This is a genomic window from Rhizobium sp. CB3171, assembly GCF_029714265.1.
Taxonomy (GTDB): Bacteria; Pseudomonadota; Alphaproteobacteria; order Rhizobiales; family Rhizobiaceae; genus Rhizobium.
Genome location: NZ_CP121652.1, coordinates 365,602 through 391,308 on the forward strand (window position 1 = coordinate 365,602; position 25,707 = coordinate 391,308).

28 protein-coding genes are annotated in these 25,707 nt (G+C 60.6%); 11 read left to right on the top strand and 17 right to left on the bottom strand.

The genetic code is table 11. The features are described 5' to 3' along the window. Positions 1-75: 75 nt before the first annotated feature. The 3 genes from QA648_RS01775 to QA648_RS01785 all read right to left on the bottom strand — a co-directional run bounded on the left by QA648_RS01775 (position 76) and on the right by QA648_RS01785 (position 3,464). Positions 76-954 carry an aldo/keto reductase family oxidoreductase gene (locus tag QA648_RS01775; RefSeq protein WP_283049260.1) on the bottom strand — a complete coding sequence of 293 codons (879 nt, stop codon included), beginning with the start codon at positions 952-954 and terminating at the stop codon, positions 76-78. Between the two features lie 129 nt (positions 955-1,083). Next, positions 1,084-1,956, bottom strand: coding sequence for a DUF937 domain-containing protein (locus QA648_RS01780; protein ID WP_283049261.1), 873 nt, complete (start codon positions 1,954-1,956; stop codon positions 1,084-1,086). Positions 1,957-2,090: 134 nt separating this feature from the next. Then, a complete protein-coding gene (locus tag QA648_RS01785) occupies positions 2,091-3,464 on the bottom strand; it encodes a glutamate--cysteine ligase (protein WP_283049264.1) in 1,374 nt (457 codons plus the stop codon). A 243-nt stretch (positions 3,465-3,707) separates the two neighbouring features. On the opposite strand from QA648_RS01785, the gene QA648_RS01790 reads away from it, so the two are divergent. Further along, entirely contained in the window at positions 3,708-4,319 is a 612-nt protein-coding gene (locus QA648_RS01790) for a LysE family transporter (RefSeq protein ID WP_283049266.1), read from the top strand. Between the two features lie 26 nt (positions 4,320-4,345). Here QA648_RS01790 and QA648_RS01795 read toward each other — a convergent pair whose 3' ends face one another. From QA648_RS01795 to QA648_RS01805, 3 genes are all read right to left on the bottom strand, one after another. Next, entirely contained in the window at positions 4,346-5,083 is a 738-nt protein-coding gene (locus QA648_RS01795; protein WP_283049268.1) for a 16S rRNA (uracil(1498)-N(3))-methyltransferase, read from the bottom strand. Between the two features lie 10 nt (positions 5,084-5,093). Beyond that, positions 5,094-6,629, bottom strand: coding sequence for an inorganic phosphate transporter (locus QA648_RS01800; RefSeq protein WP_283049270.1), 1,536 nt, complete (start codon positions 6,627-6,629; stop codon positions 5,094-5,096). A 99-nt stretch (positions 6,630-6,728) separates the two neighbouring features. Beyond that, positions 6,729-7,226, bottom strand: coding sequence for an NUDIX hydrolase (locus tag QA648_RS01805; protein WP_283051449.1), 498 nt, complete (start codon positions 7,224-7,226; stop codon positions 6,729-6,731). A gap of 264 nt (positions 7,227-7,490) precedes the next feature. Between QA648_RS01805 and QA648_RS01810 the strand changes: the two genes are divergently transcribed. Together QA648_RS01810 and QA648_RS01815 are read left to right on the top strand one after the other, a co-directional pair. Next, a complete protein-coding gene (locus QA648_RS01810) occupies positions 7,491-8,393 on the top strand; it encodes a LysR substrate-binding domain-containing protein (RefSeq protein ID WP_104822098.1) in 903 nt (300 codons plus the stop codon). Between the two features lie 112 nt (positions 8,394-8,505). Continuing rightward, entirely contained in the window at positions 8,506-9,669 is a 1,164-nt protein-coding gene (locus tag QA648_RS01815) for an adenosylhomocysteinase (protein WP_283049271.1), read from the top strand. 75 nt (positions 9,670-9,744) lie between these two features. On the opposite strand, the gene QA648_RS01820 is transcribed toward QA648_RS01815, so the two are convergent. Both QA648_RS01820 and QA648_RS01825 read right to left on the bottom strand, forming a co-directional pair. Continuing rightward, positions 9,745-10,308, bottom strand: coding sequence for an O-acetyl-ADP-ribose deacetylase (locus QA648_RS01820; RefSeq protein ID WP_283049273.1), 564 nt, complete (start codon positions 10,306-10,308; stop codon positions 9,745-9,747). Positions 10,309-10,341: 33 nt separating this feature from the next. Beyond that, positions 10,342-11,238, bottom strand: a complete 897-nt coding sequence (locus tag QA648_RS01825) for a LysR family transcriptional regulator (RefSeq protein WP_283049275.1) — start codon at positions 11,236-11,238, stop codon at positions 10,342-10,344. A 122-nt stretch (positions 11,239-11,360) separates the two neighbouring features. Between QA648_RS01825 and QA648_RS01830 the strand changes: the two genes are divergently transcribed. The 3 genes from QA648_RS01830 (at position 11,361) to glcF (ending at position 15,482) form a co-directional block, all read left to right on the top strand. Next, positions 11,361-12,800 (top strand): FAD-linked oxidase C-terminal domain-containing protein, encoded by a 1,440-nt coding sequence (locus QA648_RS01830; protein WP_283049277.1) that lies wholly within the window; start codon positions 11,361-11,363, stop codon positions 12,798-12,800. After that, positions 12,797-13,996 carry an FAD-binding protein gene (locus tag QA648_RS01835; protein ID WP_283049279.1) on the top strand — a complete coding sequence of 400 codons (1,200 nt, stop codon included), beginning with the start codon at positions 12,797-12,799 and terminating at the stop codon, positions 13,994-13,996. Before QA648_RS01830 ends, QA648_RS01835 begins: the two co-directional genes overlap by 4 nt. Before the next feature lie 166 nt (positions 13,997-14,162). After that, positions 14,163-15,482: a glycolate oxidase subunit GlcF gene (gene glcF / locus QA648_RS01840; protein WP_283049281.1), complete on the top strand. Its 1,320-nt coding sequence runs from the start codon at positions 14,163-14,165 to the stop codon at positions 15,480-15,482. Between the two features lie 59 nt (positions 15,483-15,541). Here glcF and QA648_RS01845 read toward each other — a convergent pair whose 3' ends face one another. The 4 genes from QA648_RS01845 to QA648_RS01860 all read right to left on the bottom strand — a co-directional run bounded on the left by QA648_RS01845 (position 15,542) and on the right by QA648_RS01860 (position 18,662). Then, on the bottom strand, positions 15,542-15,889 hold the full coding sequence (locus QA648_RS01845; RefSeq protein WP_283049283.1) for a hypothetical protein: 348 nt from the start codon (positions 15,887-15,889) through the stop codon (positions 15,542-15,544). A gap of 76 nt (positions 15,890-15,965) precedes the next feature. Continuing rightward, positions 15,966-16,634, bottom strand: a complete 669-nt coding sequence (locus QA648_RS01850; RefSeq protein WP_104822105.1) for a porin family protein — start codon at positions 16,632-16,634, stop codon at positions 15,966-15,968. A 325-nt stretch (positions 16,635-16,959) separates the two neighbouring features. After that, positions 16,960-17,661 carry a L,D-transpeptidase gene (locus QA648_RS01855; protein WP_283049285.1) on the bottom strand — a complete coding sequence of 234 codons (702 nt, stop codon included), beginning with the start codon at positions 17,659-17,661 and terminating at the stop codon, positions 16,960-16,962. 203 nt (positions 17,662-17,864) lie between these two features. Continuing rightward, positions 17,865-18,662, bottom strand: a complete 798-nt coding sequence (locus QA648_RS01860; RefSeq protein ID WP_283049287.1) for a L,D-transpeptidase — start codon at positions 18,660-18,662, stop codon at positions 17,865-17,867. Between the two features lie 302 nt (positions 18,663-18,964). Between QA648_RS01860 and QA648_RS01865 the strand changes: the two genes are divergently transcribed. Together QA648_RS01865 and QA648_RS01870 are read left to right on the top strand one after the other, a co-directional pair. Further along, positions 18,965-19,594, top strand: coding sequence for a DNA-3-methyladenine glycosylase I (locus tag QA648_RS01865; RefSeq protein WP_104822108.1), 630 nt, complete (start codon positions 18,965-18,967; stop codon positions 19,592-19,594). Continuing rightward, positions 19,591-20,127, top strand: coding sequence for a hypothetical protein (locus QA648_RS01870; RefSeq protein WP_283049289.1), 537 nt, complete (start codon positions 19,591-19,593; stop codon positions 20,125-20,127). Before QA648_RS01865 ends, QA648_RS01870 begins: the two co-directional genes overlap by 4 nt. Before the next feature lie 17 nt (positions 20,128-20,144). On the opposite strand, the gene QA648_RS01875 is transcribed toward QA648_RS01870, so the two are convergent. Next, positions 20,145-20,849, bottom strand: coding sequence for an HAD family hydrolase (locus QA648_RS01875; RefSeq protein ID WP_104822110.1), 705 nt, complete (start codon positions 20,847-20,849; stop codon positions 20,145-20,147). A 304-nt stretch (positions 20,850-21,153) separates the two neighbouring features. Between QA648_RS01875 and QA648_RS01880 the strand changes: the two genes are divergently transcribed. Beyond that, positions 21,154-22,203: an aldo/keto reductase gene (locus QA648_RS01880; protein ID WP_283049292.1), complete on the top strand. Its 1,050-nt coding sequence runs from the start codon at positions 21,154-21,156 to the stop codon at positions 22,201-22,203. 45 nt (positions 22,204-22,248) lie between these two features. Here QA648_RS01880 and QA648_RS01885 read toward each other — a convergent pair whose 3' ends face one another. Next, positions 22,249-23,274, bottom strand: coding sequence for an NAD(P)-dependent alcohol dehydrogenase (locus QA648_RS01885; protein WP_283051451.1), 1,026 nt, complete (start codon positions 23,272-23,274; stop codon positions 22,249-22,251). 110 nt (positions 23,275-23,384) lie between these two features. Between QA648_RS01885 and QA648_RS01890 the strand changes: the two genes are divergently transcribed. Beyond that, positions 23,385-24,287, top strand: a complete 903-nt coding sequence (locus tag QA648_RS01890; protein ID WP_104822113.1) for a LysR family transcriptional regulator — start codon at positions 23,385-23,387, stop codon at positions 24,285-24,287. Then, complete coding sequence (locus tag QA648_RS01895) at positions 24,288-24,563, top strand: LysR substrate-binding domain-containing protein (RefSeq protein ID WP_104822114.1); 276 nt, start codon at positions 24,288-24,290, stop codon at positions 24,561-24,563. 57 nt (positions 24,564-24,620) lie between these two features. On the opposite strand, the gene QA648_RS01900 is transcribed toward QA648_RS01895, so the two are convergent. Genes QA648_RS01900 through QA648_RS01910 form a run of 3 tightly spaced genes read right to left on the bottom strand, consistent with a single transcriptional unit; the run spans position 24,621 to position 25,707 of the window. Then, complete coding sequence (locus tag QA648_RS01900) at positions 24,621-25,169, bottom strand: 2'-5' RNA ligase family protein (protein WP_104822115.1); 549 nt, start codon at positions 25,167-25,169, stop codon at positions 24,621-24,623. Positions 25,170-25,226: 57 nt separating this feature from the next. Then, positions 25,227-25,496, bottom strand: a complete 270-nt coding sequence (locus QA648_RS01905) for a type II toxin-antitoxin system RelE/ParE family toxin (RefSeq protein WP_104822116.1) — start codon at positions 25,494-25,496, stop codon at positions 25,227-25,229. Continuing rightward, entirely contained in the window at positions 25,480-25,707 is a 228-nt protein-coding gene (locus QA648_RS01910; RefSeq protein ID WP_104822117.1) for a DUF6290 family protein, read from the bottom strand. The genes QA648_RS01905 and QA648_RS01910 overlap by 17 nt, the downstream gene beginning before the upstream one ends.

The following is a 25,707-nucleotide window of genomic DNA, read 5'->3' on the forward strand; positions in this document are numbered from 1 at the left end:
GAAGTGGGATTGGCGTAGGGACGCCCTTGTTCCGCCCACGAGCGAGGGCGTCCCCGAACCATTTCCCACTGCCCGTCACGCGGCGCCGACGCTTGCGATCCGGTCCAGCTCCGCGATCTCATGATCCGGCAGCACGAGCTCGGCGGTGGCAAGGTTCTGCCGCAGGTGCTCGAGAGAGGAGGTGCCGGGGATCAAAAGGATGTTTGGCGCGCGTTGCAGCAGCCAGGCCAGCGCCACCTGCATGGGTGTGGCGCCGAGGCGGGCGGCGACATCCGAGAGGGTGGAGGATTGCAACGGGGTAAAGCCGCCGAGCGGAAAGAACGGCACATAGGCGATGCCGTCGCGGGCAAGTTCGTCTATGAAGGCGTCGTCGTCGCGATGCGCCAGATTATATTGGTTTTGCACGCAGACGATCTCGGTAATCCCTTGGCCTTCCGCCACCTGTTTGGCCGTGACGTGGCTCAGGCCGATATGACGTATCAGGCCCTGCCGCTGCAGGTCCGCCAGGATCGTCAATGGCGCTTCGATCGATCCTTCGGCTGGGTGATGAATATCGAACATGATGCGAAGGTTGACGACGTCGAGCACGTCCAGCCCCAAATTGCGGAGATTGTCGTGCACTGCCTGGGTCATTTCTTCGCGGGAAAAGGCCGGAAACCATGATGCATCGCTGCCGCGCAGGGCACCGATCTTGGTGACGATAACGAGATCGTCGCGGTAAGGATGGAGCGCCTCGCGGATCAGCCGGTTGGTGACATGCGGGCCATAGAAGTCGCTTGTGTCGATGTGGTTGACGCCGGAAGCAACCGCTTCCCGCAATACCGCCACAGCCGTAGCGGGATCCTTCGGCGGGCCGAACACGCCGGGGCCTGCAAGTTGCATGGCGCCATAGCCGAGCCGTTTGACGCGGCGGTCGCCGAGGGTAAAGCTGCCAGATCGTTCGATGTTTGACATGACTATCTCCTTTCAAGATGAAATAGAAATAGATGCCCTCGGAGTGTATGAAAACGGGGTGCAATCCGCACGGGTTGTGCGGAATTGCGAACAGTGGCGAACGGATCGCCTACGAATGGGTTTCGCTCTTCAGCCTTGTTTCGGTGCAGGCTTATCGTTCGCCGGCATATAGTGATCGAAGATCGCTTCCATGTTCTTCTGATAGCTCTTCTGCACTTCCAGGCCACTGTCGAACATGGCGTTGAACATCTCGGTATAGGCGGCCATGTCGACGCCGGGTGTGGCGGGCTTGGCCTTTGGCGCTTCCTTCGGCAGCTCGGAGGGCATCGGGAAGTTGCGCATCATATCCTGGAATGCCTTGGCGAAGGGATTGTCGAGAAAAGGATTGGCGGCGGCGGGCTTTTCGCGCTCGACCTGCTGCGCGCCGAACATCAGTTCCATCGCCTGCGTGAACGGGTTGTCGAAGATGCTCGCCTGCGGCGTCGGCTGCTGCTTCGGTGCAAAGCCGATGGTCTGCAGCCAATTCTGCATCATATCGCCCATCGCCGTATTGAGGAAAGGATTGGCCATCTGAGGCATCTGGCCGCTGGTTTCCTTGAAGAGGCCGCCCATCAGCGTGTCGGCCATGGCGGGGAGCATCCGCTTGTAGATTTCCTGGCCGATGCCGGTCATCTGCGCTGCCTGCTCGGCAATGGCGCGGGACACGTCCTTGGAGCCGAACAGGCGGGCCAGCACGGTGTTGCCGTCGGCAACGCCCTCAGGCGTGAAGGCCTTACTCATATCCTCGAAATATTTGGCGTAGCTGCCGGAGGTGATGTCCTGCATCACACCCATAAAATTATAGGGGTTCGTCGCGCTGCGCTTGAAGCCCGAGGAAAAGGCGGGCATTAGCGCCGCCATGGCTTTCGCTGCCTGTTCCTGCGCGAGATTGAACTGCTTGGCCATCGCCTCCGTGGCGGCGCCGTTCTGTGCCTGCATCATCATGTCGAAGAGTGGCAGCATCGAAGTCCCTTTCCTCGCAATCATGCCGCTTCGGAATCAGAAGGCATGCAATCCTGATAGTATAGCGGGAAAAAAGACGGCGCATACCGGTTTCTGCCGGTGTGCGCCGCAACAATCCAAGCCGAATCCGGCTGTCAGTATTGATATTCCTCGAAGACCGGCTCGACCGATCCGTTCCAGCGGCCGTGATAGAGCATCAAAAGATCATCGGCGAGCGTGCCCTTCTTGGCGAGCACTTCGTCGAGCGGCGCCAGGAAGACGGCTTCGTCCTGGCCATCGCCGTTCACACGGGCGCGGTTCTTCAGGCCGGTGCGGGAAATGCCGACCACTTCGCGTGCCACATCCAGCAGGCTTTGGCCTTTGATGCCGGCCTTCAGGCCTTGCACCGGCACGACATCGCGCAGTGCGTTGACCTCTTCGAAAGTCCAGTTCTTGGTGAGCTCATCGGCGGCGGCAAGGGCTGCATCGTCATAGAGCAGGCCGACCCAGAAGGCCGGCAATGCACAGATGCGGCGCCAGGGGCCGCCGTCCGCGCCGCGCATTTCCAGGAAGCGCTTGAGGCGTACGTCGGGGAAAAGGGTGGAGAGATGGTTGGTCCAGTCGCCCATCGTCGGCTCCCAGGCGGCGATCTCGCCCTTCAGCGCGCCGTTCATGAACTGGCGGAAGGTGACATGGGTGCAGTCGTGATAATGTCCGTCACGGACGACGAAATACATGGGAACGTCGAGCGCCCACTTCACGTAGTCTTCAAAGCCGAAATCGTCGCGGAAGGTGAAGTCGAGCAGGCCGCTGCGGCGGTTGTCGGTATCGCGCCAGATGTCGCCGCGCCAGGAGGAGAGGCCGTTCGGCTTGCCTTCGGTGAAGGGCGAGGAGGCAAACAACACTGTCGCCAGCGATTGCAGCTTCATCGATACGCGCATCTTGCGGCGCATGTCCTCTTCCGAAGAGAAATCGAGGTTCACCTGGATCGTGCAGGTGCGGTACATCATGTCGAGACCCTTCGTGCCGACCTTCGGCATGTAGCGGCTCATAATGTCGTAGCGCGATTTCGGCATGCGCGGCGTCTCGGCCAACGTCCATTTCGGGCTGCCGCCGATGCCGAGGAAGCGGATGCCCATCGGCTCGGCGATTTCGCGCAATGTCGCCAGGTGCTGGTTCGATTCCTTGCAGGTCTGATGGATGGTTTCGAGCGGCGCGCCCGACAGTTCGAACTGGCCGCCGGGTTCGATCGAGATCGCACCCATGCCGGTCGGCTCGCCAAGCCCGATAATATTGTCGCCATCCATGATCGGGTCCCAGCCGGACTTTTCCTGCAGGCCCTTCAAGAGCGCGGAAATGCTGGCATCGCCGAAATAAGGCACAGGGCTGTTGTCGGCACGGAAGAACACGAATTTTTCGTGTTCCGTGCCGATGCGGAATTGCTCCTTCGACTTGCTGCCGGCCGCCAAATAGGCCGTCATGTCCGAGACCGAAGAGAGCGGAGTCTGGTCGGTGGTATCGCGCGCCATGGTATTACCTTGATCTCGGAAGGAGGCCCGCGCAAGCCGCAGGCCAATAGGAAGGGTGATTGACGCGGAATGAGGTACGGTGCAAGTGAATTTCTTTCAAGAGCAGTTCAAAAAAATAGGATTTGGGGCCTGGAAGTGAAGCTCGAGCGGTAGCCGATATCAGACACGCTTGCACAAGCGTTCAAGACGCCTAGCCACATCGGAAATAGTCTTGCCCCTCCATTGATGACTGAGGGCATATCGATGTTCGAGCTGACCAGCCTTTATCCGATCCTGACGCTGCTTCTGGCGTCCCTGGTGATTATGGGCAGTCCTGGCCCATCCACCATCAGCGCCACGGCAGTCGGCGCCGCCTATGGTTTCCGCCGGTCGATCGGTTACGTCAGCGGTCTCATTGCCGGTACGGTCGTCGTGCTGCTAGCTGTCGCGGTCGGCGTCGTCGCAATCCTGTTCTCGGTGCCGTATGGCGCGTCGGCACTGACAGTCGTCTCCACCCTGTACATTGCCTATTTGGCCTTGAGGATCGCCATGGCTCCGCCGCTCGCCCGCCGCGGTGATCCGGCCGTCACGCCTGCCTTCACCGGCGGCTTTCTGCTGGCGGTCGCCAACCCCAAGGCCTATCTGGCGATCGCCGCCGTCTTTGCCGGCGTCAGCCTTTTCAAGGATCAGCGCACGCTCGACGTAGTAATCAAGATAACGCTGCTCAGTATGATGATTGTCGTCATTCATCTATGCTGGCTTCTGGTCGGGACCTCGCTGTCGCGCTTTCTTCAGAACCCGACCATTTCGCGCATCGTAAACATTTTCCTGGCGGCTATGCTGATTGTCACGACCGCGCTTGCCCTGGCCGGCTGAACGGCCGATCTGGACCCGAAGAGGTCCTAGTTCCAGTCCCCGATCGCCGCCTGAATGACCGCCATGGCCGCTACCGCCGCCGTATCGGCGCGTAGTATCCGCGGGCCCAAGGGAATGGCGGTGACGAAATCGAGGCTGTGCAGCAGCGCGCGCTCCTCTTCCGAAAATCCACCCTCCGGGCCGACCAGCAGTGCGAGATGTTTCTCTTTGATCTCCGCCAGGAGAGGCAGCGGGTTCTGTCCGGCATCGCCTTCATCGCAATAGATGATACGGCGTTCCCTGGGCCAGCGTGCCAGAAGATCGGCAAGCTTTATGGGCTCCGCCACGTCGGGAATGCCGAGAATGCCGCATTGTTCGGCCGCCTCGATGACATTGGCCTTGAGCTTGTCGAGATTGGTGATCTTGCCCTGCACATGCTGCGTCATCACCGGCTGCAGCATGCCGGCGCCCATTTCCACCGCCTTCTGCACGAGATAATCGAGCCGTCCGACCTTCAGCGGCGCGAAGAGATAGTGGAGGTCGGAAGGGGCTGGCTGCGGCCGCGTTTCCTCGATCGGCGTCAGCAGGATGCGCTTGCGCGAGGGAAAGGAGACGCCGGCCTTCCATTCGCCGTCACGGCCGTTGAAGATCAACAGCTCGGCGCCGTCCTCCATGCGCAGCACATTGGCAAGATAGTTGTATTGATCCCGGTCGGCTTCGATGCCGGCATTCGCTTTGATATCCGAAACCACGTACAGCCGCTGCATGCGGAAATTGGCGCGCATGGGTAATCCCTTAAATGAAGAGCGCGACCATAGCCCAATATACCGCGGCCGCAAGCGTGGCCGAGACCGGCACGGTGATGGCCCAGGCGGCGATGATGGTCATGAAATGCGAGCGGCGCACGAGGCGGCGGCGATGGATTTCGTCCGGATTATGCTCGTCGGCTTCTACCATCTCGCCCCATGCGATGCCCGAGGTTTCCGCCTTCCTTCGCATATAGGCGAGGCGGCGCTTCGAGTGGCTGGTGTACCATTCGCGGAAGAAGCCGACGCCGAAGACCGCGCCAATAGCGATATGGGTGGAGCTGACGGGAAGGCCGAACCAAGAGGCGACGATGACGGTGAGAGCGGCCGACAGCGCCACGCAATAGGCCCGCATTGGATTGAGCTTGGTGATCTGCTCGCCGACGAGGCGGATCAGACGCGGACCGTAAAGCAGCACCCCGACGGAAATGCCGCAGCCACCGATCAGCACGACCCAATAGGGCGCGGTATATCCCGCAGCGCCCCCGACGACACTGAGACTGCCTCCCAGGCTGACGCTGCGTATGATCGCCGCCAGCGGCCCGATGGCGTTGGCGACGTCGTTTGCGCCATGCGCAAAGGACATCAGCGCCGCCGAACAGATCAGCGGCAGGCGGAACAGTTTGCGCAGCGAGCTATTCTTGTTTTCGCAACCGACGGACTGCGCCGCCACCAGCGGCCTTGCAGCAAACCAGATCGCCAAACCGACAACGACGCCGATCGCAATGGTCGAGAAGCCCGCGACGGTGTCTTTAGGCGCGAGCTGCAGCACCAGATAGGCGGTAAAGGCGCCGGCCATCAGGCCGATCAGAATGGGAATCCAGTATTTGGCGGCCGCGATCTTGTCGTCGCGATAGATGATGAAGGTCTTGATGAAAAACAGAATGCCGGCGGCGATCGTGCCACCGAGGAAAGGGGTGACTACCCAGCCGGCGGAGATGGCTCCCAACACGCGCCAATTGACCATCTCCGGCCCGACGGCGGCCGCCCCTGCGCCGACAACGGCGCCGACGATCGTGTGGGTGGTCGAAACCGGTGCTTTCAGCCAGGTGGCGAAGTTGATCCAGAGCGCGGCGGCCAGCAGCGCTGCCATCATCAGCCAGGCGAGCTTGCCGCTGGTGATGATGCGGTCGGTATCGATGATATGCGAGGAGATGGTCTTGATGACCGGTCCACCCGCGATGACGGCGCCGAGAATTTCGAAGATCGCCGCCATGATCAGGGCCTGCGTCATGGTGATGGCACGCGCGCCCACTGCCGCGCCGACATTGTTGGCGACGTCCTTGGCGCCGATATTCATAGCCATGTAGCCGGCGAGTGCCACGGCGGCGATGGCCAGCGTCGCGCCTGGCTGGTTCAGCACGTGAATGCCGGCGAAGATCATGGCGAGACCGAGGAAGATCAGGCCGATACCGGGAGCGGCCAGCCGTTTCGTGACATGATAGGCCGCATCCTCGACATAGGTGAGTTTGTCGAGGTCCTTGTCTAGCGTCCTTTTTGTCAGTTTCGCCGGTCGGTCGGGCATGCCATTCTCTGAGTCGAAATATATAGTTTTACGCTGCCCGGCAGGCCGCGCAATGTCTGGTAATTATTTCAGTATAGTGTGATGGGAGTATGTTACGGCCTATTTGGCCGCTGCTGTGACAAGTCTTGCCGTCATCCGCCGCTCGAAGGCGAGGATGATGTCGCGCAACTCCGGCTCGCGCACGCGCTGGGCCGCCTCGCTGCAGGAAACCCACTCGATCGCACGCTCGCCCTTTTCCTTGAAATTCTTGGCGAGATCGCTGACATCGAGCGCATAGACCTGAACCCGGCAGGGCACCTGGATGCCGTCCTTCAGCACCTTGTCATAGCTGAAGGCGCCCAGCGGCTCGGTTTCCACAGTGCCGCGCACGCCGGCCTCCTCGAAGGCTTCCCGGGCGGCCACTTCATGCGACAGCTTACCGGGCATCGGCCAGCCCTTGGGAATGACCCAGCGGCCGGTATCGCGGCTGGTCAGCAGCAGCAGTTCCAACTCACCCGTCTTTTTTCTCACTCGATAGCAGAGCGCGGCATATTGCTGTCGCGGCGGACGCCGGAACATGAGCTGCACATCATTTGCGATACGGGCGAGAATGGCCAAGGGTCGGGTCACCTTTAAAAGTTCGAGTTTAGAATCATCTGCATATTAGCATTACATGGAAAAATTGTGCATTCCATATGACTTTATATGGTATTTCCACACACTTTCGTTGAGTGCTCAATAGATAAAAATATGAGGAATCGGTCCCTGATATTCGCCAGTGATTATGCTGTAAACGACATCGAATGCTATTCCCATGCCGCAGATGGCGTAATCGCTCTATAACTCTTCCTATCATACCGGCAAATAAGCTAAATCTCCGTTATGTCCGAACGTTCTCCGCCGCAACGTCTCCCGCCGATGAACGCACTGCGCGCCTTCGATGCCGTTGCTCGTCGCGGTAGCATTCTGAAGGCCGCTGACGAACTCGGTGTCGCGCGCGGCGCTGTACGCCAGCAACTTGCCGTACTTCAAACATTTTTTGGTATTGATTTGTTCCAGCGTGATGGCCGCCGCCTGGTGCTGACGGAGAAGGGCAGGGCCTTTGCCGACTCCGTCGGCATCGCCTTTGGCATTTTGGCGCGAGCGTCAGCCGAGTTTGCGGCCGGTGAGCGCCGGACCCTTCGCCTCGGCGTTCCCTCCGCCTTCGCCGTCTGGTGGTTGATGCCACGCATTGCCGACCTGCAAGCCGCTCTTCCCGACGTCGATGTCGATATCATCCCCATGGCGACAGTCGAATCGCTGGCGCTCCATCCGGATTTCGACGCCGTGATCATGGGCGGCGAATATCGGCCGGCGCGGGACATCACTGCAATCCGCTTCATGGAAGATGAATTCGGCCCGGTGGCGACGCCGGACCTTGCCGCCCGCCTCGGCCTTGCCGTCGGCGTGGAAGCTCTCGCCGGAGCCGTCGCCCTGACCAGCCGTTCCGCGTCCCGCCTTTGGGACGATTGGTTTGCCGAGAGCGGCCATGTGCCAGCTCGCTTCGCCCGCACTCGCGAATTCGAAGATCTGCTTTTGGCGATCGGCGCCGCCCGCTCCGGCGTTGGTGTCGCCATCGCCCCGCGCACGGCCGTTGTTGACGATATCGATCGCCGCGCGCTGGTGGCACCCTATGGCTTCATTCGAAGACCCGCCGGATACAGCCTCAGCATCCGCAGTAGCGACGCCAAGGGCGCGGCTTTTGTCAGGCTGGCGGACTGGTTGGTTGGAGCAGGGGCGAGATAAACCTCGTGCATATGGCACTTTTTCTGCCCTATCGCGCATTCCAATGTCCATAGACAGCCTGTCATTTCCCATGAGAGATCGAGGCACGACAGACCGCCGTCAGGAGTGCGTTATGAACCAGCCTTCCTCTCTTTCCCGTATCGATTGGGTTGCCCGAAGCTGCCGCCTGCTTGCGGCGACGGCGGCGGAATTCCGAGAGACTAGGCCCTTTGCCGGCCTGACGATCGGAACCGGCATCCATCTTGAGCCGAAGACGGTGGCGCTGTTGATGACGCTGCATGCCGGCGGTGCCCGCCTCGTCTGCACCGGCAATCTCAACAGCACCCAGCCGGAAACCGTGGATTATCTGCGTGCGCAGGGAACCACCGTTTTCGCCACCCAGACCACCGATGCCGCCGAGCACGGCGCCAGCCTTGATGCCATCCTGGCGGAAGAGCCGGACCTGCTGCTTGACAATGGCGGCGATCTCTTTGCGCGGGCCGCTGAGCGCCCCTATGCCAAGCTCGTGGGCGGTACGGAGGAGACGACGTCAGGTCGCACCCGCTTGCTGCCGATGCGCGACAGGCTGGCCATGCCGATCCTCGTCATCAATGATAGTCCGATTAAGCAGTTCGCCGAAAACAAGCATGCGGTCGGCCAAAGCCTGTTTGAAAGCTATCTGCGCTTCACCAACCGCTCGACCAATGGCAAGCGTGTCACCGTCTTCGGCTATGGCGCCTGCGGTAAGGGCACGGCCGCCTGTTTCCGCAACGCCTATGCCACCGTCAGCGTGGTCGATATCGATCCGGTGACGACGCTTGAAGCGCATCTGGACGGCTTCGTCACGCCCCTGCGCGCCGAAGCCATTCGCTCTGCCGATATCCTCATCACAGTCACCGGCTATCCCGGCATCGTCACCGCGGCTGACCTGCCACTGATCAAGGATAGCGCGATCCTGATGAACGGTGGTCACTTCCCGCACGAGATCGATGTTGAAGCCTTCCGCACCAGTCCCGATGTCGCCGGCATCGATCGTTACGAAGCCGAGCATATCGAGACCGTCCGCATGCGGGACGGGCGCGCCTTCCACATCCTCGGTGCAGGCCACATGGCCAACCTCGCCGGCCCGCGCCCCCTTGGCAATACAGTCGAATCCATGGATCTCGGCTTCGCGCTGCAGGCCCGTTGCCTGGAACGCGTGGCAAAGGGCGGTCTCGGCAAGGAAGCCTGCGTCATTCCCGTGCCGACCGATATCGACGCCATGGTGGCATCTGCCTATCTCGATCTGGCGCGATGAGTGCCGGGGCCCGTCCGGAATGGGTAAAATAAAAGGATAGAGCGGGAAATCGATTCTACGAAACGCTGAACCGCTCTAGGTCTTCGCCAGCGCATCAGGCAGTAGCTGGTCGTAGATCTCAGCCATTTCGTCGCCAAAGCAGCAGAAGATAATCTCATCGAAATCGCCGCTCATGCTCTCGGCGACAGCGCTGCGCGTCGCGATCATGGCTGCGGGCTCGGCGGGAAAACGGTAGACGCCGGTCGAGATGGCCGGAAAGGCGATGGTCTTGAGACCGTGATCGGTGGCAAGGCGTAGGCTGTTGCGATAGCAGCTTGCCAGCAAATCGTCTTCGCCGCGCCCGCCGCCGTTCCAGACCGGGCCGACCGTGTGGATCACATGCTTTGCCGGCAGGCGATATCCCCTAGTGATCTTTGCCTGTCCGGTCTTGCAACCGTTCAGCGTCCGACACTCCGCCACCAGTTCCGGTCCGGCGGCACGATGGATCGCGCCATCCACACCGCCGCCGCCAAGCAGGCTGCTGTTTGCTGCATTGACGATGGCATCGATGTCGAGCTTGGTGATGTCGCCGAGAATGATGGTGAAGCGCGTATTCGAAGCCGCGGAAAGATCGGAGCGGATGGTTTCAAAAGCGGGCATGATGACGCTCTCCTGGAATGAGGTAGTAATTGCCTATCGCTCCCAATAGGGAACCGGCCCGTAAAGTTCCGCCAGGAAATCGATAAAGACGCGTACCTTTGCTGGCAGGAACTGGCGGCTGGGATAGACGGCCGAGAGCGTGACGCTGTGCGAGCCTTCATAGGCCGGCAGCACCTGTATCAGATGACCGTCCCGCAGCTCGGGGCCGACATCCCAGGTGGAGCGCAGCGCAATGCCGAGGCCGGCAATGACGGCTTCGCGGATCACTTCGCTGGAATTGGTGATCAGCTTGCCTTCGGGCCTGAAGGTCAGCGCGCCCTTCGGCCCATCCAGCCGCCAGGGATCGTTATTGTGCGGCGGCAGGCAGGTGTGGCGCCGCAAATCATCGATATCCTCTGGCATGCCGTGGGCAGCGATATAGGCTGGCGAGGCGCAGAGCACGCGGCGCACCAGCGCCAGGCGCCGTGCCACGAGACTGGAATCGGTGAGCTCAGCAATGCGGATGGCGAGATCGAAGCCGCCGCCGACGATATCGGTGAACTCGTCGGTCAGCACCAGATTGATCGCGAGATCTGGATGCGTCTGCATGAATGCCTTGAGATGCGGAGCGATATGCAGCCGGCCGAACGAGGTGGGGGCGGAAATCTTCAGTGTGCCCTGCATCTGCGCGGAACGGCCGGCAATATAGGCCTCGGCTTCCTCCAGTCCGGCGAGGATGGCAAGCACCCGGTCGTAAAAGCCCTGGCCGGCCTCTGTCAGCGAAATCTGCCGCGTCGTGCGCTGCAAGAGCCGTGTGCCGAGCCGATCCTCCAGCCGTTTGATTCGCTTGGAAATCACGGCCGGCGAAAAGCCAAGGACGCGGCCGGCGAGCGACATGCTGCCGGTCGTGACGACACTGGCAAAGATTTCAAGATCGCCAAGATTGGTCATCGCGCTATTTGTTCCTATTTTGGCATAAATGCTTATCATTTACGCCAATTTCGGGTAAGTGGTAAGCGTGATATGGCGTTAAAAAGAGGGGCGTCCATATTCGGGTGCAAGAGGAGAACGCCATGGCAGAGGCCATTTCATTTCTGGCGCCGCGCGCCGATGTCCTTGCCCGTCGCCGCGAGATCGTCGCAGACCTCGCTGATCTCCTGCCCCCGGAATGTCTGGTCCATGAGCCGCGCGAGCTCATGCCCTTCGAAACGGACGCTTTCATTTCCTATCGCCGCATGCCGCTCGCCGTCGCTCTGCCGCGCTCGACGGCCGAGGTCGCGGCCGTGATGAAATATTGTCATCGCTATGGTATTCCGGTGGTGCCGCGTGGTGCCGGCACATCGCTCTCCGGCGGGGCCATTCCGCAGGAAGATGCCGTCGTGCTCGGCCTTTCCAAAATGAATCGCATTCTCAACGTCGATCTCGCCAACCGCACGGCGACGGTGCAGGCTGGCGTTACCAATCTGCATATTTCCGAAAGCGTCTCGGCGGATGGTTTCTTCTATGCGCCTGATCCGAGCTCGCAGCTCGCCTGCACCATCGGCGGTAATATCGGGATGAATTCCGGCGGCGCGCATTGCCTGAAATACGGCGTCACCACCAACAATCTATTGGGCGTGAAACTGGTATTGACCGACGGCACGGTGATCGATCTCGGCGGCAAAGCCCTGGACGCTGCGGGCTATGACCTGCTGGGACTGGTCTGCGGCTCGGAAGGTCAGCTCGGCATCGTCACCGAAGCGACGGTGCGGTTGATTGCCAAGCCGGAAGGCGCGCGGCCGGTTCTGTTCGGTTTCGACACCTCGGAGCAGGCGGGCGCCTGCGTTGCCGACGTCATTGCTGCCGGCATCATTCCTGTCGCCATCGAGTTCATGGATAAGCCGGCGATCGAGATCTGCGAGGCTTTTGCCCATGCCGGCTATCCGCTGGATGTCGGCGCGCTGCTGATCGTCGAGGTCGAGGGTTCGGAAGCGGAGATGGACGATATGCTGAAAAGCATCGTCGAGATCGCCCGCGCGCATGAGGTGAAGACGGTACGCGAGTGCCAGTCGGCGACCGAGGCTGCGCTGATCTGGAAGGGGCGCAAATCCGCCTTCGGCGCCACCGGCCGCATTGCCGACTATATCTGCATGGATGGCACGGTGCCGCTCAGCCAGCTCTCTTATGTCCTGAAGAAGACGTCTGAAATCATCGATCACTATGGCCTGCGGGTCGCCAACGTCTTCCATGCCGGCGATGGCAACATGCATCCGCTGATCCTCTTCAACGCCAATGATCCCGAGGACGCCGCCAGGGCGGAAGCAGCCGGCAACGATATTCTCCGGCTCTGCGTCGATGCCGGCGGCTGCCTGACAGGCGAGCATGGCGTCGGTATCGAGAAGCGTGACCTGATGCGACACCAATATGCGGAGGCCGATCTCGCCCAGATGATGTCCGTGCGCGCGGCGTTCGATCCCGGCTGGATCCTCAATCCCTCTAAAGTCTTCCCGCTGGATGGGCGCAACGCCGTATGAGAGAATTTCTGCCGAAGACGGAAGGCGAGGCTGCAGCCATCATCCGCGATCAAGCCGCCCGTGGCGCAGCATTGTCCATTGTCGGCGGCAACACCCGTGCCGGTTTCGGCAATGCCTTCGCCGCAGAGGCCACGCTACGTTCGTGTGAGCTTACCGGTATTGTTGCCTATAATCCCGGTGAGATGGTGATGACTGCACGAGCGGGGACGCCGGTTGCCGAAATCGAGGCGGCGCTGGTCCAAAACGGTCAGATGATGGCCTTCGAACCGATGGACCACAGACCATTGATGGCGACCGATGGCGAGCCGACGATCGGCGGCGTCTTCGCCGCAAATGTCTCAGGTCCGCGGCGTTTCGTAAGCGGAGCCGCACGCGATAGCCTGCTCGGCGTCCGCTTCGTCAATGGCAAAGGCGAGATCGTCAAGGCCGGCGGGCGGGTGATGAAAAACGTCACCGGCCTCGATCTCGTCAAGCTCATGGCCGGCTCGCACGGCACGCTTGGCCTGCTGACGGAAGTCACCTTCCGCGTGCCGCCGCGACCGAAGACGGAGGAGACGATCATCGTTTCCGGCCTCAACGATGCCGAGGCCGCAAACATCATGGCGGCGGCCATGGCGCTGCCGGTCGACGTATCCGGTGCGGCGCATCTGCCGCTGACTGTCTCCTGGACGTTTCTGGACAACCAATTGCCGGAAGGGGCGGCGACGGTATTGCGCGTGGAAGGTTTGGCCGGCTCCGTCGCGGTGAGGGCGGAGAAACTGGCCTCCGCCATGCGCCGGCTTGGCTCCGTGACGCGGCTTGCCGAAGCGGAGAGCCACCGTCTGTGGCGAGAAATCCGCAATGTGAAGCCCTACGCCGACGACACGATGCGCCCTGTCTGGCGCGTTTCGGTCGCTCCAAGCATCGGCCATCAGCTCGTCGCGGCGCTGCGCCTCGAAGCCGGCATCGACGCCTATTACGATTGGCAAGGCGGCTTGGTCTGGATGCGCATGGAGGCAGAGCCGGAGGGTGAATTGGTGCGTCGCTATATCCATGCGCTCGGCGGCGGCCATGCCACGCTGCTGCGCGCAACACCGGCCGCTCGGGCGACAACGCCGTCTTTTCAGCCGCAGCCCGAGGCCGTGGCCTTGCTGTCGGCGCGTGTGAAGGAGAAGTTCGATCCTGCAGGGATTTTCAATCCGGGGAAGATGGGATGATGTGGATGGAATCTTTTGCTCGGCACCGCCTCACTTTGACCCTCTCTCCGCGGGGGAGAGGGGATGACCTTGTTTGCAGCGATTCCTCGATTCTCTCGCCGGCAAAAACGAGGGAGGAAGGCACGTTTCCCCTTCTCCCCGCTGGGGCGAAGGTAGGGACAGCCTGATGCAAACCAACTTCACCCCCGCCCAGCTTGCCGATCCACATGTCGCCGAATCCGAGGCGATCCTGCGCAAATGCGTCCATTGCGGCTTCTGCACCGCCACCTGTCCGACCTATGTGACGCTCGGCAATGAACTCGACAGCCCGCGCGGCCGGATCTACCTCATCAAGGACATGCTGGAAAACGGCAGGCCTGCCGACGCCGAGGTCGTAACGCATATCGACCGCTGTCTCTCCTGCCTTGCCTGCGTGACCACCTGTCCCTCCGGCGTCGACTATATGCATCTGGTCGATCACGCCCGCATCCATATCGAAAAGACCTACAAGCGACCGGTGATGAACCGGTTGACACGCAGCGTGCTGGCCGCGGTCCTGCCGTATCCCGGCCGGTTCCGCCTGGCGCTCAAGCTTGCTCGCATGGGCCAACCCTTCAAGGGATTGATGAAGCGCATTCCGGGGTTGAACCCCTTTGTTGCCATGCTTGATCTTGCACCACGCTCCATCCCGGCGCCGTCACCTCTTGCCAAGCCCGGACGGCACCAGCCGCAGGCGGAGCGGCGTGGGCGGGTGGCGATCCTGACCGGTTGCGCCCAGCCGGTGCTCGATCCCGCCATCAATGAGGCGACCATACGGCTTCTCGCCCGTCTCGGTGTCGAAGTGGTGGTGCCGGAGGGCGAGGTCTGCTGCGGTTCGCTGGTGCATCACATGGGCCGGGAAGAACAGGCGCTGGCCGGTGCCCGCGCCAATATCGATGTCTGGATGCGCGAGATCGAAGCCGGTGGGCTCGATGCGATTATTATCACGGCGTCAGGTTGCGGCACGACGATCAAGGACTATGGCCATATGCTGCGACTCGATCCGGCCTATGCGGACAAGGCCGCACGAATCTCCGCACTCGCCAAGGACATCACCGAATATCTCGCAAGCCTCGATCTGCCCTCGCATATGCCGCGCGGCATCACCGTCGCCTATCATTCCGCCTGCTCGATGCAGCACGGCCAGAGGATCACCATGGCGCCGAAACTGCTGCTGAAGGCAGCGGGGTTTACCGTGCGCGATCCGGCGGAAGGGCATCTCTGCTGCGGCTCGGCCGGCACCTACAACATCATGCAACCGGAAATCTCCGGCGAGCTGAAGGCGCGCAAGGTCAGGAACCTCGAGGCGACAAAGGCTGATATCATCGCCACCGGCAATATCGGCTGCATCACGCAGATCGCGACGGGAACGGACATGCCGATCCTGCACACGGTCGAATTGCTGGATTGGGCCTATGGCGGCGAGATGCCGGCAAAGCTGAAAGGGTTCAAGCTGACGGCCGGTTAGGACAACAACAGGAAAAGTGGGAAGCGGCCCGCCGATCGATCGGTGAAAAGCCGAGGCGCTTAGTGTAGCCGGCTCGACGGCGACGGCCGATATGCTCGCCATTCCATCTCGAATTTGTCGGCGCCGATAAGCGTCAGGCTTATTCGGTCCTGCCCTTCTTCAATAAAGACACCGTCGACCAATCCGGCAACGCCGTCATAGAATGAACCTTCAACGAGACTGCTGACGCCCGCTCTATCGCACGTCCGGCCGGAGAGATCCGCAATGGAGAGACATTCCCTGCTGCCGTCGGCAAACACGTCGATAAGCCGAGGAACGTCTCCCTCGGTGTCGACTTCGTAATAGACAACGACCGGCTCCGCGCTTTCCGGATGGATCCAGTCACATCGGTAATAGGAAAAGCTCATGCCCCTATTGTCTACTACAAAAACCCCTAAATCGGAACAGATTTAGGGGTTTCGGCAACAATAGTGGCCACGTTATTTAGAAGTTGAATGACACGCCGAAATCGATGGCATGGGTGAAGACATCGGTCTTCAGGTTGGCGCCGCTGTCGATCGGGACGTTCACGAAGTTGTAGTTGCCCTTGTATTCGACGAAGGTCGCCCAATGCTGGCTGAGCTGGTAGCTGATACCAGCCTGCGCCTGCAGCGATGCGCCGCCGAACTCGTAATCGAAGGTGCGGCCGGAGGCGCGGGTCACTTCGACATGCGGCACGTTGATGCCGGCGCCGAGGCCGACATAGGGCGTCCACTTGCGGCTCGGATCCTGGAAGCGATAGAGCGCATTCAGCGTCAGCATATTGAGGCCGTCGGTGAACTCGAAATGCGACCAGCCGGGCGTATTGCCAAGATCGCCATAGACCTTGGCATGGGTGTAGTCGAGCGAGACACCCCAGTTCGACTGGTTGAATTCGTCCAGCCACCAGATGCCGCGGACACCGAAATAGGGCGGCATCTTGAAGGATTTGCCGGACCAGTTGGGATCGAAATCAGCCCCGTCAGACGTCTTGACGTTGTTGCCGGTTGCGCCCTGGAAGCCGCCGTAAGCCGAAAACTGCATCTCTGCCGAAGCCGAGCCGGCGGCAAAGACGAAAGCTGAAATCGCAAGCGCGGCCACAGCCGGCTGCCTGATGCGAAATGCGCGATGCATGTAAAATCCCCAACTGGCAAAGTGTCGCTATCTAAACGTGCTTATGTGACAGTTCTATTGCAACGTCGCCTGATCGGAGTGGCTTAGGCGGGAAAGCTGACACCAAACTGAACCAAAAGGGCAGTTTGCCGGGCGCCGGACGCGATAAGTTTGGGGATGTTACACCTGCGCCACAGTGCGTGTTGTCGGACGAGTACGTTTCGGTCACAAGGGAGCGACATACGTCACCATCTCCCCCCGAGGTGGGGGAGATGTCACGATAGTGATAGAGGGGGATCAGACGTCCCGCCATGCCGAAACGTCGTGATTGGGAAGTGCGCGCTGCTCAGCCGCCGAATATCGTCCGCAACAGGTCGATGCCGCGATCGTCGTAGCTGACCTCGCCCTGTTTGTTGCCGGGGCCGACGACGATGACCTTGGTGCCGACGGGAGCGCGGTCGTAGAGATCCACCACATCCTTGTTCATCATGCGGATGCAGCCGGACGACATGTTGAGCCCGATGCTCCAGGGCTGGTTGGTGCCGTGGATGCGGAAGGCGGTGTCGTTGCCGTTGCGATAGAGATACATGGCGCGGGCGCCGAGCGGGTTGCCTTCGCCGCCTTCCTGATAGGCGGGCAGCTTATGGCCCTTCTTGGCTTCGCGAACGATCATCTCCGGCGGCGGCGTCCAGCCTGGCCACTCAGCCTTGCGGCCGATCTTGACGACGCCGGACCAGCCGAAGCCGTCGCGGCCGACACCGATGCCATAGCGCCGCGCCCGGTCGTCGCCTTCGACGAGGTAGAGATATTTATTGTTGGTATCGATGATGATCGTGCCCGGTGCCTCATTGGTCACAAGCCGCACGATCCGTCGCTGAAATTGCGGCTTGACCTGTCCCTGCGGCTGCATTGCCACGCGGACCACATCGGTTCGCGTTAGCTGTGCGACATGCGGTGCAGAGGCGCTAAAAGCTGCCGCATCCGATGCCGCCATAAGGCACGACATAACCATGCCCGCCGCCGCCACGACCGGTAGTATTGATTTCATCCGTCATTCCCCTCTCGAGTTAGCCGGCAGGAAACTAACGAAACTTGCGATAGGATCAAGATGAAATCGCGGATGACAAAGATCGAGCCGATGGAGCGGCTGCCCGTTCCAGCATCCGAAAGAGCGCTATTGTCGAGTTATATCAATGCTTACAACAGGGTTGCTGCGCCCGATCGTGCCGTGCGCAGCAATCTTGGTAGCAATCACATCACTATAACGCGTGTCCCGACTTTTACACGATCGTAGAGGTCGATCACGTCTTCATTGCGTAGACGGATGCAGCCGGATGACACGGCATTGCCGATCGTCCAGGGCGCATTGGTGCCGTGGATGCGGTAGAGGGTCGAGCCGAGATACATGGCGCGGGCGCCGAGCGGATTGGCTTCGCCGCCTTCCATATGGGCCGGCAGATAGTGGCCCTTTGCGGCTTCGCGCGCCAACATTTCCGATGGCGGCGTCCAATCGGGCCATTCCTGCTTGCGGGTGATGATATGGGCACCGGCCCATTCGAAGCCGGGTTTGCCAACGCCGACGCCGTAGCGCCGCGCCTTGCCGCCGTCCATCACCAGATAGAGGAAGCGATCGTTGGTGTCGATGACGACGGTGCCCGACCTTTCCTTGGTCGGGTAGTCGACGATCTGCGGCAGGAACTGCGGGTCGATCTGGCCGCGGACCGCCGGATATTGCGGCCGCACGACTGCGACTTGCTGCACGACGGGACGCGAAAACAGTCCGCGCGGCTGGATCACCCGCCGTACCTGCGGATTGACGGCCTGGTCCTCCGCAGGATTGTTCATGGGATTGACGGCCTGGCGCACCATGCGGCGAGAGGGATAGACCGCCGGCTGCACATCGGCGCCGCCGAGCTGCATCACCCAAGGGGCGGTCAGATCAGGGCTGACGATGACAGGCGGGCGCGACTGGTAACGGTCGTCGGCGAAAGCGCTGGAGGCGAACAGGCTCAAAGCGCCGGCGGCAAATAAAATGCATTGTTTCATCATCGGACAAACTCTCTACAAACGGGCCGAGGATGGGCGTAATTGCGCCCGGTCCGGAACATGGTGCCACTTGCGCGCCAGCGAATGGTAAACATCTATTCATCAAAATGCCGCGAAGCCGATAAACCTTTGTCAGGGTTACCGCTTGGTTTGGAAAGACGGTTTGCAAGTGGTAAACCGTGAATCGGGATGACTTGCCTTCGAATCGTTCTCTCGATCTTAAGTATTTGATTGGCATGATCTTATCCGAGAGCTGCCCGCCAGTTTTCGGGATCGGGTTCTGAAACAGGGGACGAACTGCAACAATGGCCGGAACAGGCATCATCACCGGTGAGGATGGCAAGGACCGCTGCTTCTGGCACGGCAATCTGCCGGAGTATCAGCGCTATCACGATCAGGAATGGGGCCGGCCGGTCATCGACGACATCAGGCTTTTCGAAAAGATCTGCCTGGAGGGGTTTCAATCCGGCCTGTCCTGGCTGACGATCCTGCGCAAGCGCGAGAATTTCCGCGCCGCCTTTGCCGGTTTCGATTTCGAGAAGGTGGCCGATTTCGGTGAGGCCGATATCGAACGCTGCCTCGGCGATGCCGGCATCATTCGCCATCGCGGCAAGATCGTCTCCACCATCAACAACGCCCGCCGTGCCATCGAGCTGCGCCAGGAATTCGGCTCGCTCGCCCGATATTTCTGGAGCCACGAGCCATCAGCCGAAGAGCGGCCGGCCTTCGTCGATTATCCGACCCTCGTCGCCAATCCGACGACGCCAGTGTCGGTGCGCATCTCGAAGGATCTGAAGAAACGCGGCTGGACTTTCGTCGGCCCCACCACAGTCTATGCCTTCATGCAGGCCATGGGCCTTGTCAACGATCACATCGAAGGCTGCTATTGCCGGAAAGAGGTGGAGGCGATGCGCAGTGCATTGGTACGGCCATGAAACGCGTGATGCTTGCCTTTTCCTTGCTCGCGTTCGCCCTGCTCGGCGGTCAAGCCGCTTATGCGCAGGATACTCAGGACGATGACAGCACCCAGGGCGCTGAGCAGACACCGCTTCCGCAACTCGATCGCGGCGAAACCGTGGAAAAGCTCGGTTTCCCTGCCGTCGTGGAGAAATTGACGGGCTGGACGAAGTTTGGCAAAGGCAAGGTCTACACGCTGCCGCTCAAGAAGGGCCAGCACGTCCGCATCACCTTCAGCTCGAAGAGCAAATACGCCTATATGGCGATCTTCGATCTCTCCTCGAATGATGACGAATCCTTCTTCGGCACCGATGAAGACGGCATGGTCGCCGATGTCACCGTCAACGAGGACACGACCTGGTTGATCAAGCCCTATTACTCCCGCGTCACCCGCCGCCGCGGCCTCGGCGCACCCTACGAAATCCTCATCGATCCCAACCCGCCGGCCACACAACAAACGAACAAGCCGGCCGGTCAAGCGCCCGTGTTGTTTCCACCGAAGGCAAAATAAGGGGTGGTGAAGGATGATTAGGACAGCCCCTCGATCACTCCATGTAATTCTCCAAGATGTCCGATCTTCCGAAATCTCGGCGCCTCGGTCGGTTCGTCGATGTGTTCGAAGGCCCAGGTAAGTTCGTGCGGCACGAAGACGCCGTAGCTGCCGGCGGCGAGCGCGGGCACGATGTCTGACTTCAGCGAATTGCCGACCATCATCGCCCGCTCCGGCCCGTCACCGACCTTGGAGAAAATACGGCGATAGGTGGAGGCATTCTTGTCGGAGACAATTTCGATGGCATCGAAGAGATCGCCGAGGCCCGATTGCGCAAGCTTGCGCTCCTGATCAAAAAGATCGCCTTTGGTGATCAGCACCAGCAGGTAATTGCCAGTCAGGGCTTCCAATGTCTCCCGCACATTGGGAAGCGTTTCGACGGGATGGGCGAGCAGAATGCGGCCGATATCGAGGATTTGTGCGATCACTGCCGTCGGCACTTCGCCCTTGGTGATCTCGATCGCCGTCTCGATCATCGACAGCGTGAAACCTTTGATGCCGAAGCCGTAACGGTGCAGGTTGCGCTTTTCGGCTTCCAGCAGTTTTTGGGAAATATTCTCGCTCTCGGCATAGTCGGCAAGCAGTTCGATGAACTGCCGTTCCGTCAGACGATAGAATTGTTCGTTTTGCCAGAGCGTGTCGTCGGCATCGAAGCCGATCGTGGTCAAGGGTCGTTGCGTCATCGAAATTCTTGCTCTTGCCGATTAAATGGATGTGAGAGTCTATCGCGCGTCGAAACGGAGGCAAGAGTGAAGCGCTGGTAACTGCATCGTGATCGGTGCCGGGTATCGCGTTGAAATCGGATTCCGGTGCATTATGTCGATGTTGTCTTGATGACGGCGGCGCCAAGACCGCTCCTCGATGACCTTCTCCGGACCTCCCCAAGGCAGCGCGGATGAGCGGCTGTCATGCCGAGGTCAATAGCCAAGAGACAAGAATTCACCGGCCGGAAGCCGCCTTCCGGCGGATCACAAGGGATTTCTTCAAATGCGTTATAACCAACTCGGCAATACCGGCATGTTCGTCTCAGAACTTTGCCTGGGTACGATGACCTTCGGCGAAGCCAATCCTAACAGCACCTGGGGTGCCATCGCCGATGTCGATCAGGCGACGGCCGACAAGATCGTCGAAAACTCGCTCGCCGCCGGTGTCAACTTCATCGACACCGCTGACGTCTATTCCCTCGGGAACTCGGAAAAGCTGCTCGGCCAGGCCTTGAAGAATGTTGGCGTGCCGCGCAAGGACGTCGTCATCGCCACCAAGGTCTACGGCGTCATGGGCGACAAGCCCAACGACCGCGGCGCGTCGCGCGGCCATATCATGGATTCGGTCCAGGCCAGCCTGGAGCGGCTGCAGACGGATCACATCGATCTCTACCAGATCCATGCCACGGATTCGGTGACGCCGATCGATGAGACGCTGCGTGCGCTCGACGATCTCGTCTCTCGCGGTCTGGTGCGCTATGTCGGTGTATCCAACTGGCAGGCCTGGCGCATCGCCAAGGCACTCGGCATTTCCGAACGTCGCGGCTTTGCCCGCTTCGAAACGGTGCAGGCCTATTACTCCATCGCCGGCCGCGATCTGGAGCGCGAAATCGTGCCGCTGATGGCTGAGGAGAAGCTTGGGCTGATGGTCTGGTCGCCGCTTGCCGGCGGTCTTCTTTCCGGAAAATATGGTCCGGGTGCACCCGGCAACGGCGAAGGACGCCGCGCCAGCTTCGACTTCCCGCCCGTCGACAAGGATCGCGCCTGGGCCTGTGTTGCCGCCATGCGCGAAGTGGCCGAAAAACACGGCGCGAGCGTCGCGACCGTGGCACTCGCCTGGATCCTGGCGAAACCCTTCGTCACCAGCATCATCATCGGCGCCAAGCGTCTCGACCAGCTCGACCAGAATCTGGCAGCGGTCAAGCTGAAGCTCGATGCAGACGATCTCGCCAAGCTGGACGAGGTCAGCGCGCTGGCTGCGGAATATCCCGGCTGGATGATCCCCCGCCAAGGCGCCGCCCGCCGGCCGCAGCCTTTTGAACCGAAGGCTTGATATCCTGCGAAGGCCGTGCCGCCCTTCGCGGCGGCCCGGCTGCTATCAAAGCTCGATGACGATCTTGCCGAAGGCACCGCGATCGAGATGATCGAAGGCCTCCGGAACCTCGCCGAAAGCATAGCGGTGGGCGATGACGGGCTTCAGGCCGATGCTGTCCACCGCACGTACGAAATCTTCAAGCGAGCGGCGATGGCCGACGCTGATGCCTTGCACGACGGGAGACTTCAAAAGCAGCGGCGCCGCCGGACCGGAAATGTCGAAGCCCTCCAGAACACCTATGACGGAAATACGGCCATGAGGCGTCACCGCCTTCAGCGACTGAGCGAAGTTCGGTCCGCCGGCGATTTCAATGATATGGTCGATGCCGCGATCGTCGGTAATGCGATAGACCTCCTCCACCCAATCGCTGGTATTGCGGTCGATGCCGTGATGGGCACCGAGCGCCTTTGCCCGTGCCAGCTTCTCCGGCCCTGATGAGGTCACGAACACCTCGGCTCCCTGGGCGGCGGCGATCTGCAGGCCGAACAGCGCCACGCCACCGGTTCCCTGCACCAGCACGCGATCGCCAGGCTTGATCTTGCCGCGTTCCACCAAGGCGAACCATGCCGTCAGACCGGCGCAAGGCAGTGTGCTTGCCTCGGCGTCATCGAGGCTCTTGGGCGCCGAGACGAGCCAGTCCTGCGGCACGGCGATATATTCGGAGAGAACGCCGGGATAGAAGCCGCCAAGCGTCTTATAAGGAGGATTGCGGGCATCGCCGAGCGGCTTGTCGTCGATCCAGCCCGGGTGGAAGGTCGAAATGACACGATCGCCGGTCGAAAATCTGGTGACATCGTCTCCCACCGCTTCGACGACGCCCGTCATGTCGGAAGCCGGCACGAAGGGAAATTGGATCGGCAGGCCCATGCCGGTCTCGCGAACGAGCTTGTCGCGATAGTTCAGCGAAACCGCCTTGACCCGCACGAGGACTTCGCCGCGGGCAGGCGTGGGAACCGCTGTTTCCGTGAGGTTCAAGGGGGCGCCGACGGCGATTGTCTCGAGGGTCCAGCGCTTCATAATCTTCGTCATCATGATCTCCTGTGAGGAATTGGAAGCAATGGAGCCACTATATCGTTGCCTCTTGATCGTCAGTGGCGATATAAATTCCGCTAACTGGTTCCTATGAGGAAGCAATCGTCATGAATGACATGCTCAACGGCATTCCGGAATTCGTGGAGGCAGTCGAAGCCGGCGGCTTTTCGGCGGCGGCGGCGCGCATGAATCTGTCGCGCTCGGCGATCGGCAAGGCCATCGCAAGACTGGAGAGGCGCCTGAACACTCGCCTGTTTCATCGCACCACGCGCATGCAGAGCCTGACAGATGAAGGCCAGGCTTTTTACGAGCGCTGCCGCCGGGCACTGGACGAGATACAGTCGGGCGAGGCCATGCTGGAATCGGGAAAGCGCGAGGTCACGGGGCGCCTGCGCATCTCCATGCCCGTCCTCTTTGGCCGCCGCTGTGCCGCGCCGCTGCTGCTGGAACTAGCCCGCATGCATCCCAAGCTCGAACTGGATCTCTCCTTCAGTGATCGGGTGGTCGATCTCTTTGAGGAGGGGTTCGATCTGGCCATTCGCAACGGCGTGCTGCGCGATGAAGCCGGCCTTGCCGCCCGCAAGGTCGCCCTTCATCGCATGACGCTCTGCGCGTCGCCGGATTATCTTGCCGCAAGAGGTGCGCCGCAGGCCATCGACGACCTCGCCGGCCATGACCTCATCGTCTATGCGAGATCGGGCGAAACGAAGAAATGGACCTTCCTGCAGGAGAACGGCACGGCCGTCGATTATTTTCCCGAAACGCGTCTGCGCTTCGATGATCTGGAGGTCCTTGCCGACGCGGCGGCGTCCGGGATGGGGATCGCGTGGCTGCCTTGCTGGCTGGTGCGTGACTACGTGGCTGCCGGCACGCTCACGCCGGCGCTGAAGAATGTTTCCAGTCGAGCCGTCAATGTCTACGCGGTTTGGCCGCAGGTGCCGCAGCTCTCGTTGAAGATGCGTGCGGTCATAGACCTCCTGGCGGCACGCCTGCCTGATATTATGAATTGAGTGCAGGCGGAAAAATCCGGCCGTTCCAGTCCGCTTGCGGTCAACGATGCCGAAGCTCTGCTTCAGGCTGCTGTTGCAGGATTAGGGCGCGCGCTCCTGCCGAAAATTCTGGCCGACAATGTCGATGGGCTTTGTCGCGTCGATAGCGGCGACAGAAACCCGCCGACGCGTGGGATATGGCTGCTCATACACGCCGAGCTTCGCCACCTCGTTCGCATCCGAGCCGTTTCCGATTGGTTGGATACTGTATTTCGCCGTACGCATCTCGAACAATGAAAGAAGCGGCATAGAGCCGCCTCCACTCTCTGACTTACTTGCCGTACTTGATTGGGCTCAAGGGCCCCCGGCAGCATAGCGAGGCGCCAGTTTGACCGCGCTCAGGATCTCGACGGGAGGATATCTCACGCAATCGGCAACATCGAACGTCACGGTAAACCTGGCCGGCGTTTCCGCAGCCCAGGTCAGCGCTGTTTCGGCCGATGCCATCGGGATTTTCATCGCGATCGTGCAATGAGGTTGCCAATGGTCGGGACGATAGTGCTCATCACATAGGATAGGATCGATTTCTCGGTGAACAGCCTCGTGGGCGTGTCGCAAGGCGCTATCATCGACGGGACGCGCCCAAAGTACCAGCACGTCATGCCTGAAGTGCCGGATGCCTGAGAATTCCACGGACATTGCCGGAATCTCGTGAAAAGCCTTGCGAACGGCCTCGCAGAGACGGTCTGGCGAGATATCTTCGTAGATGGCAAAGGTCAGATGCGGAGGATAGTTCAGCCCTTGCATCGACGGTACGGTTTCAAAGGCGCTGGCCTGCCGCCAGAGATCGAGGACAGGCAACGCCGTATTGTTGGTGGATTTCAGGCTGATCGCATAGGGCATGGTTTCCACGTCCGGGTCGTCCGCTCAAATTCCCACGCACACCGCAGTAAGGGGCGCTCAACGATAGATGTCGCGACGGTTGCCGATTTCGACGACTAACACGACCAGCCGGCTATCCTGCAGATCGCAAATGATCCGATAGTCGCCAACCCGATAACGCCAATAGTTTCCGAGTTTTGCACCTTGCAAAGCGTCGCCGACCTGGCGCGGATCGTGCAGGCTCGGAAGACGCTCTTCCAGAAAGTCCCTTATTCTCCTGCGTGTCTTTGGGTCGAGTTTTTCAACGAATTTGCGAGCAGATCGGGCGTACTCAATCGTCCAGACCACGCCAGAACTCCTCGGAGCTTACGATCTCGTCTTCGCCCTTCTTAATCCGCTCCATGGCCCGCTCAGCCAAATACACGTCCTCCAGGTCCTGCAGATGTGCTTCAATCGCCTGCCGGATATAGTAGGTTGCTGTACGACCGGTGCGTTCGGCCAGAGCCTGTAGGCGCTCATAGGTCTCATCTGGCAAACGGATAGCTGTCTGCTTGCTCAT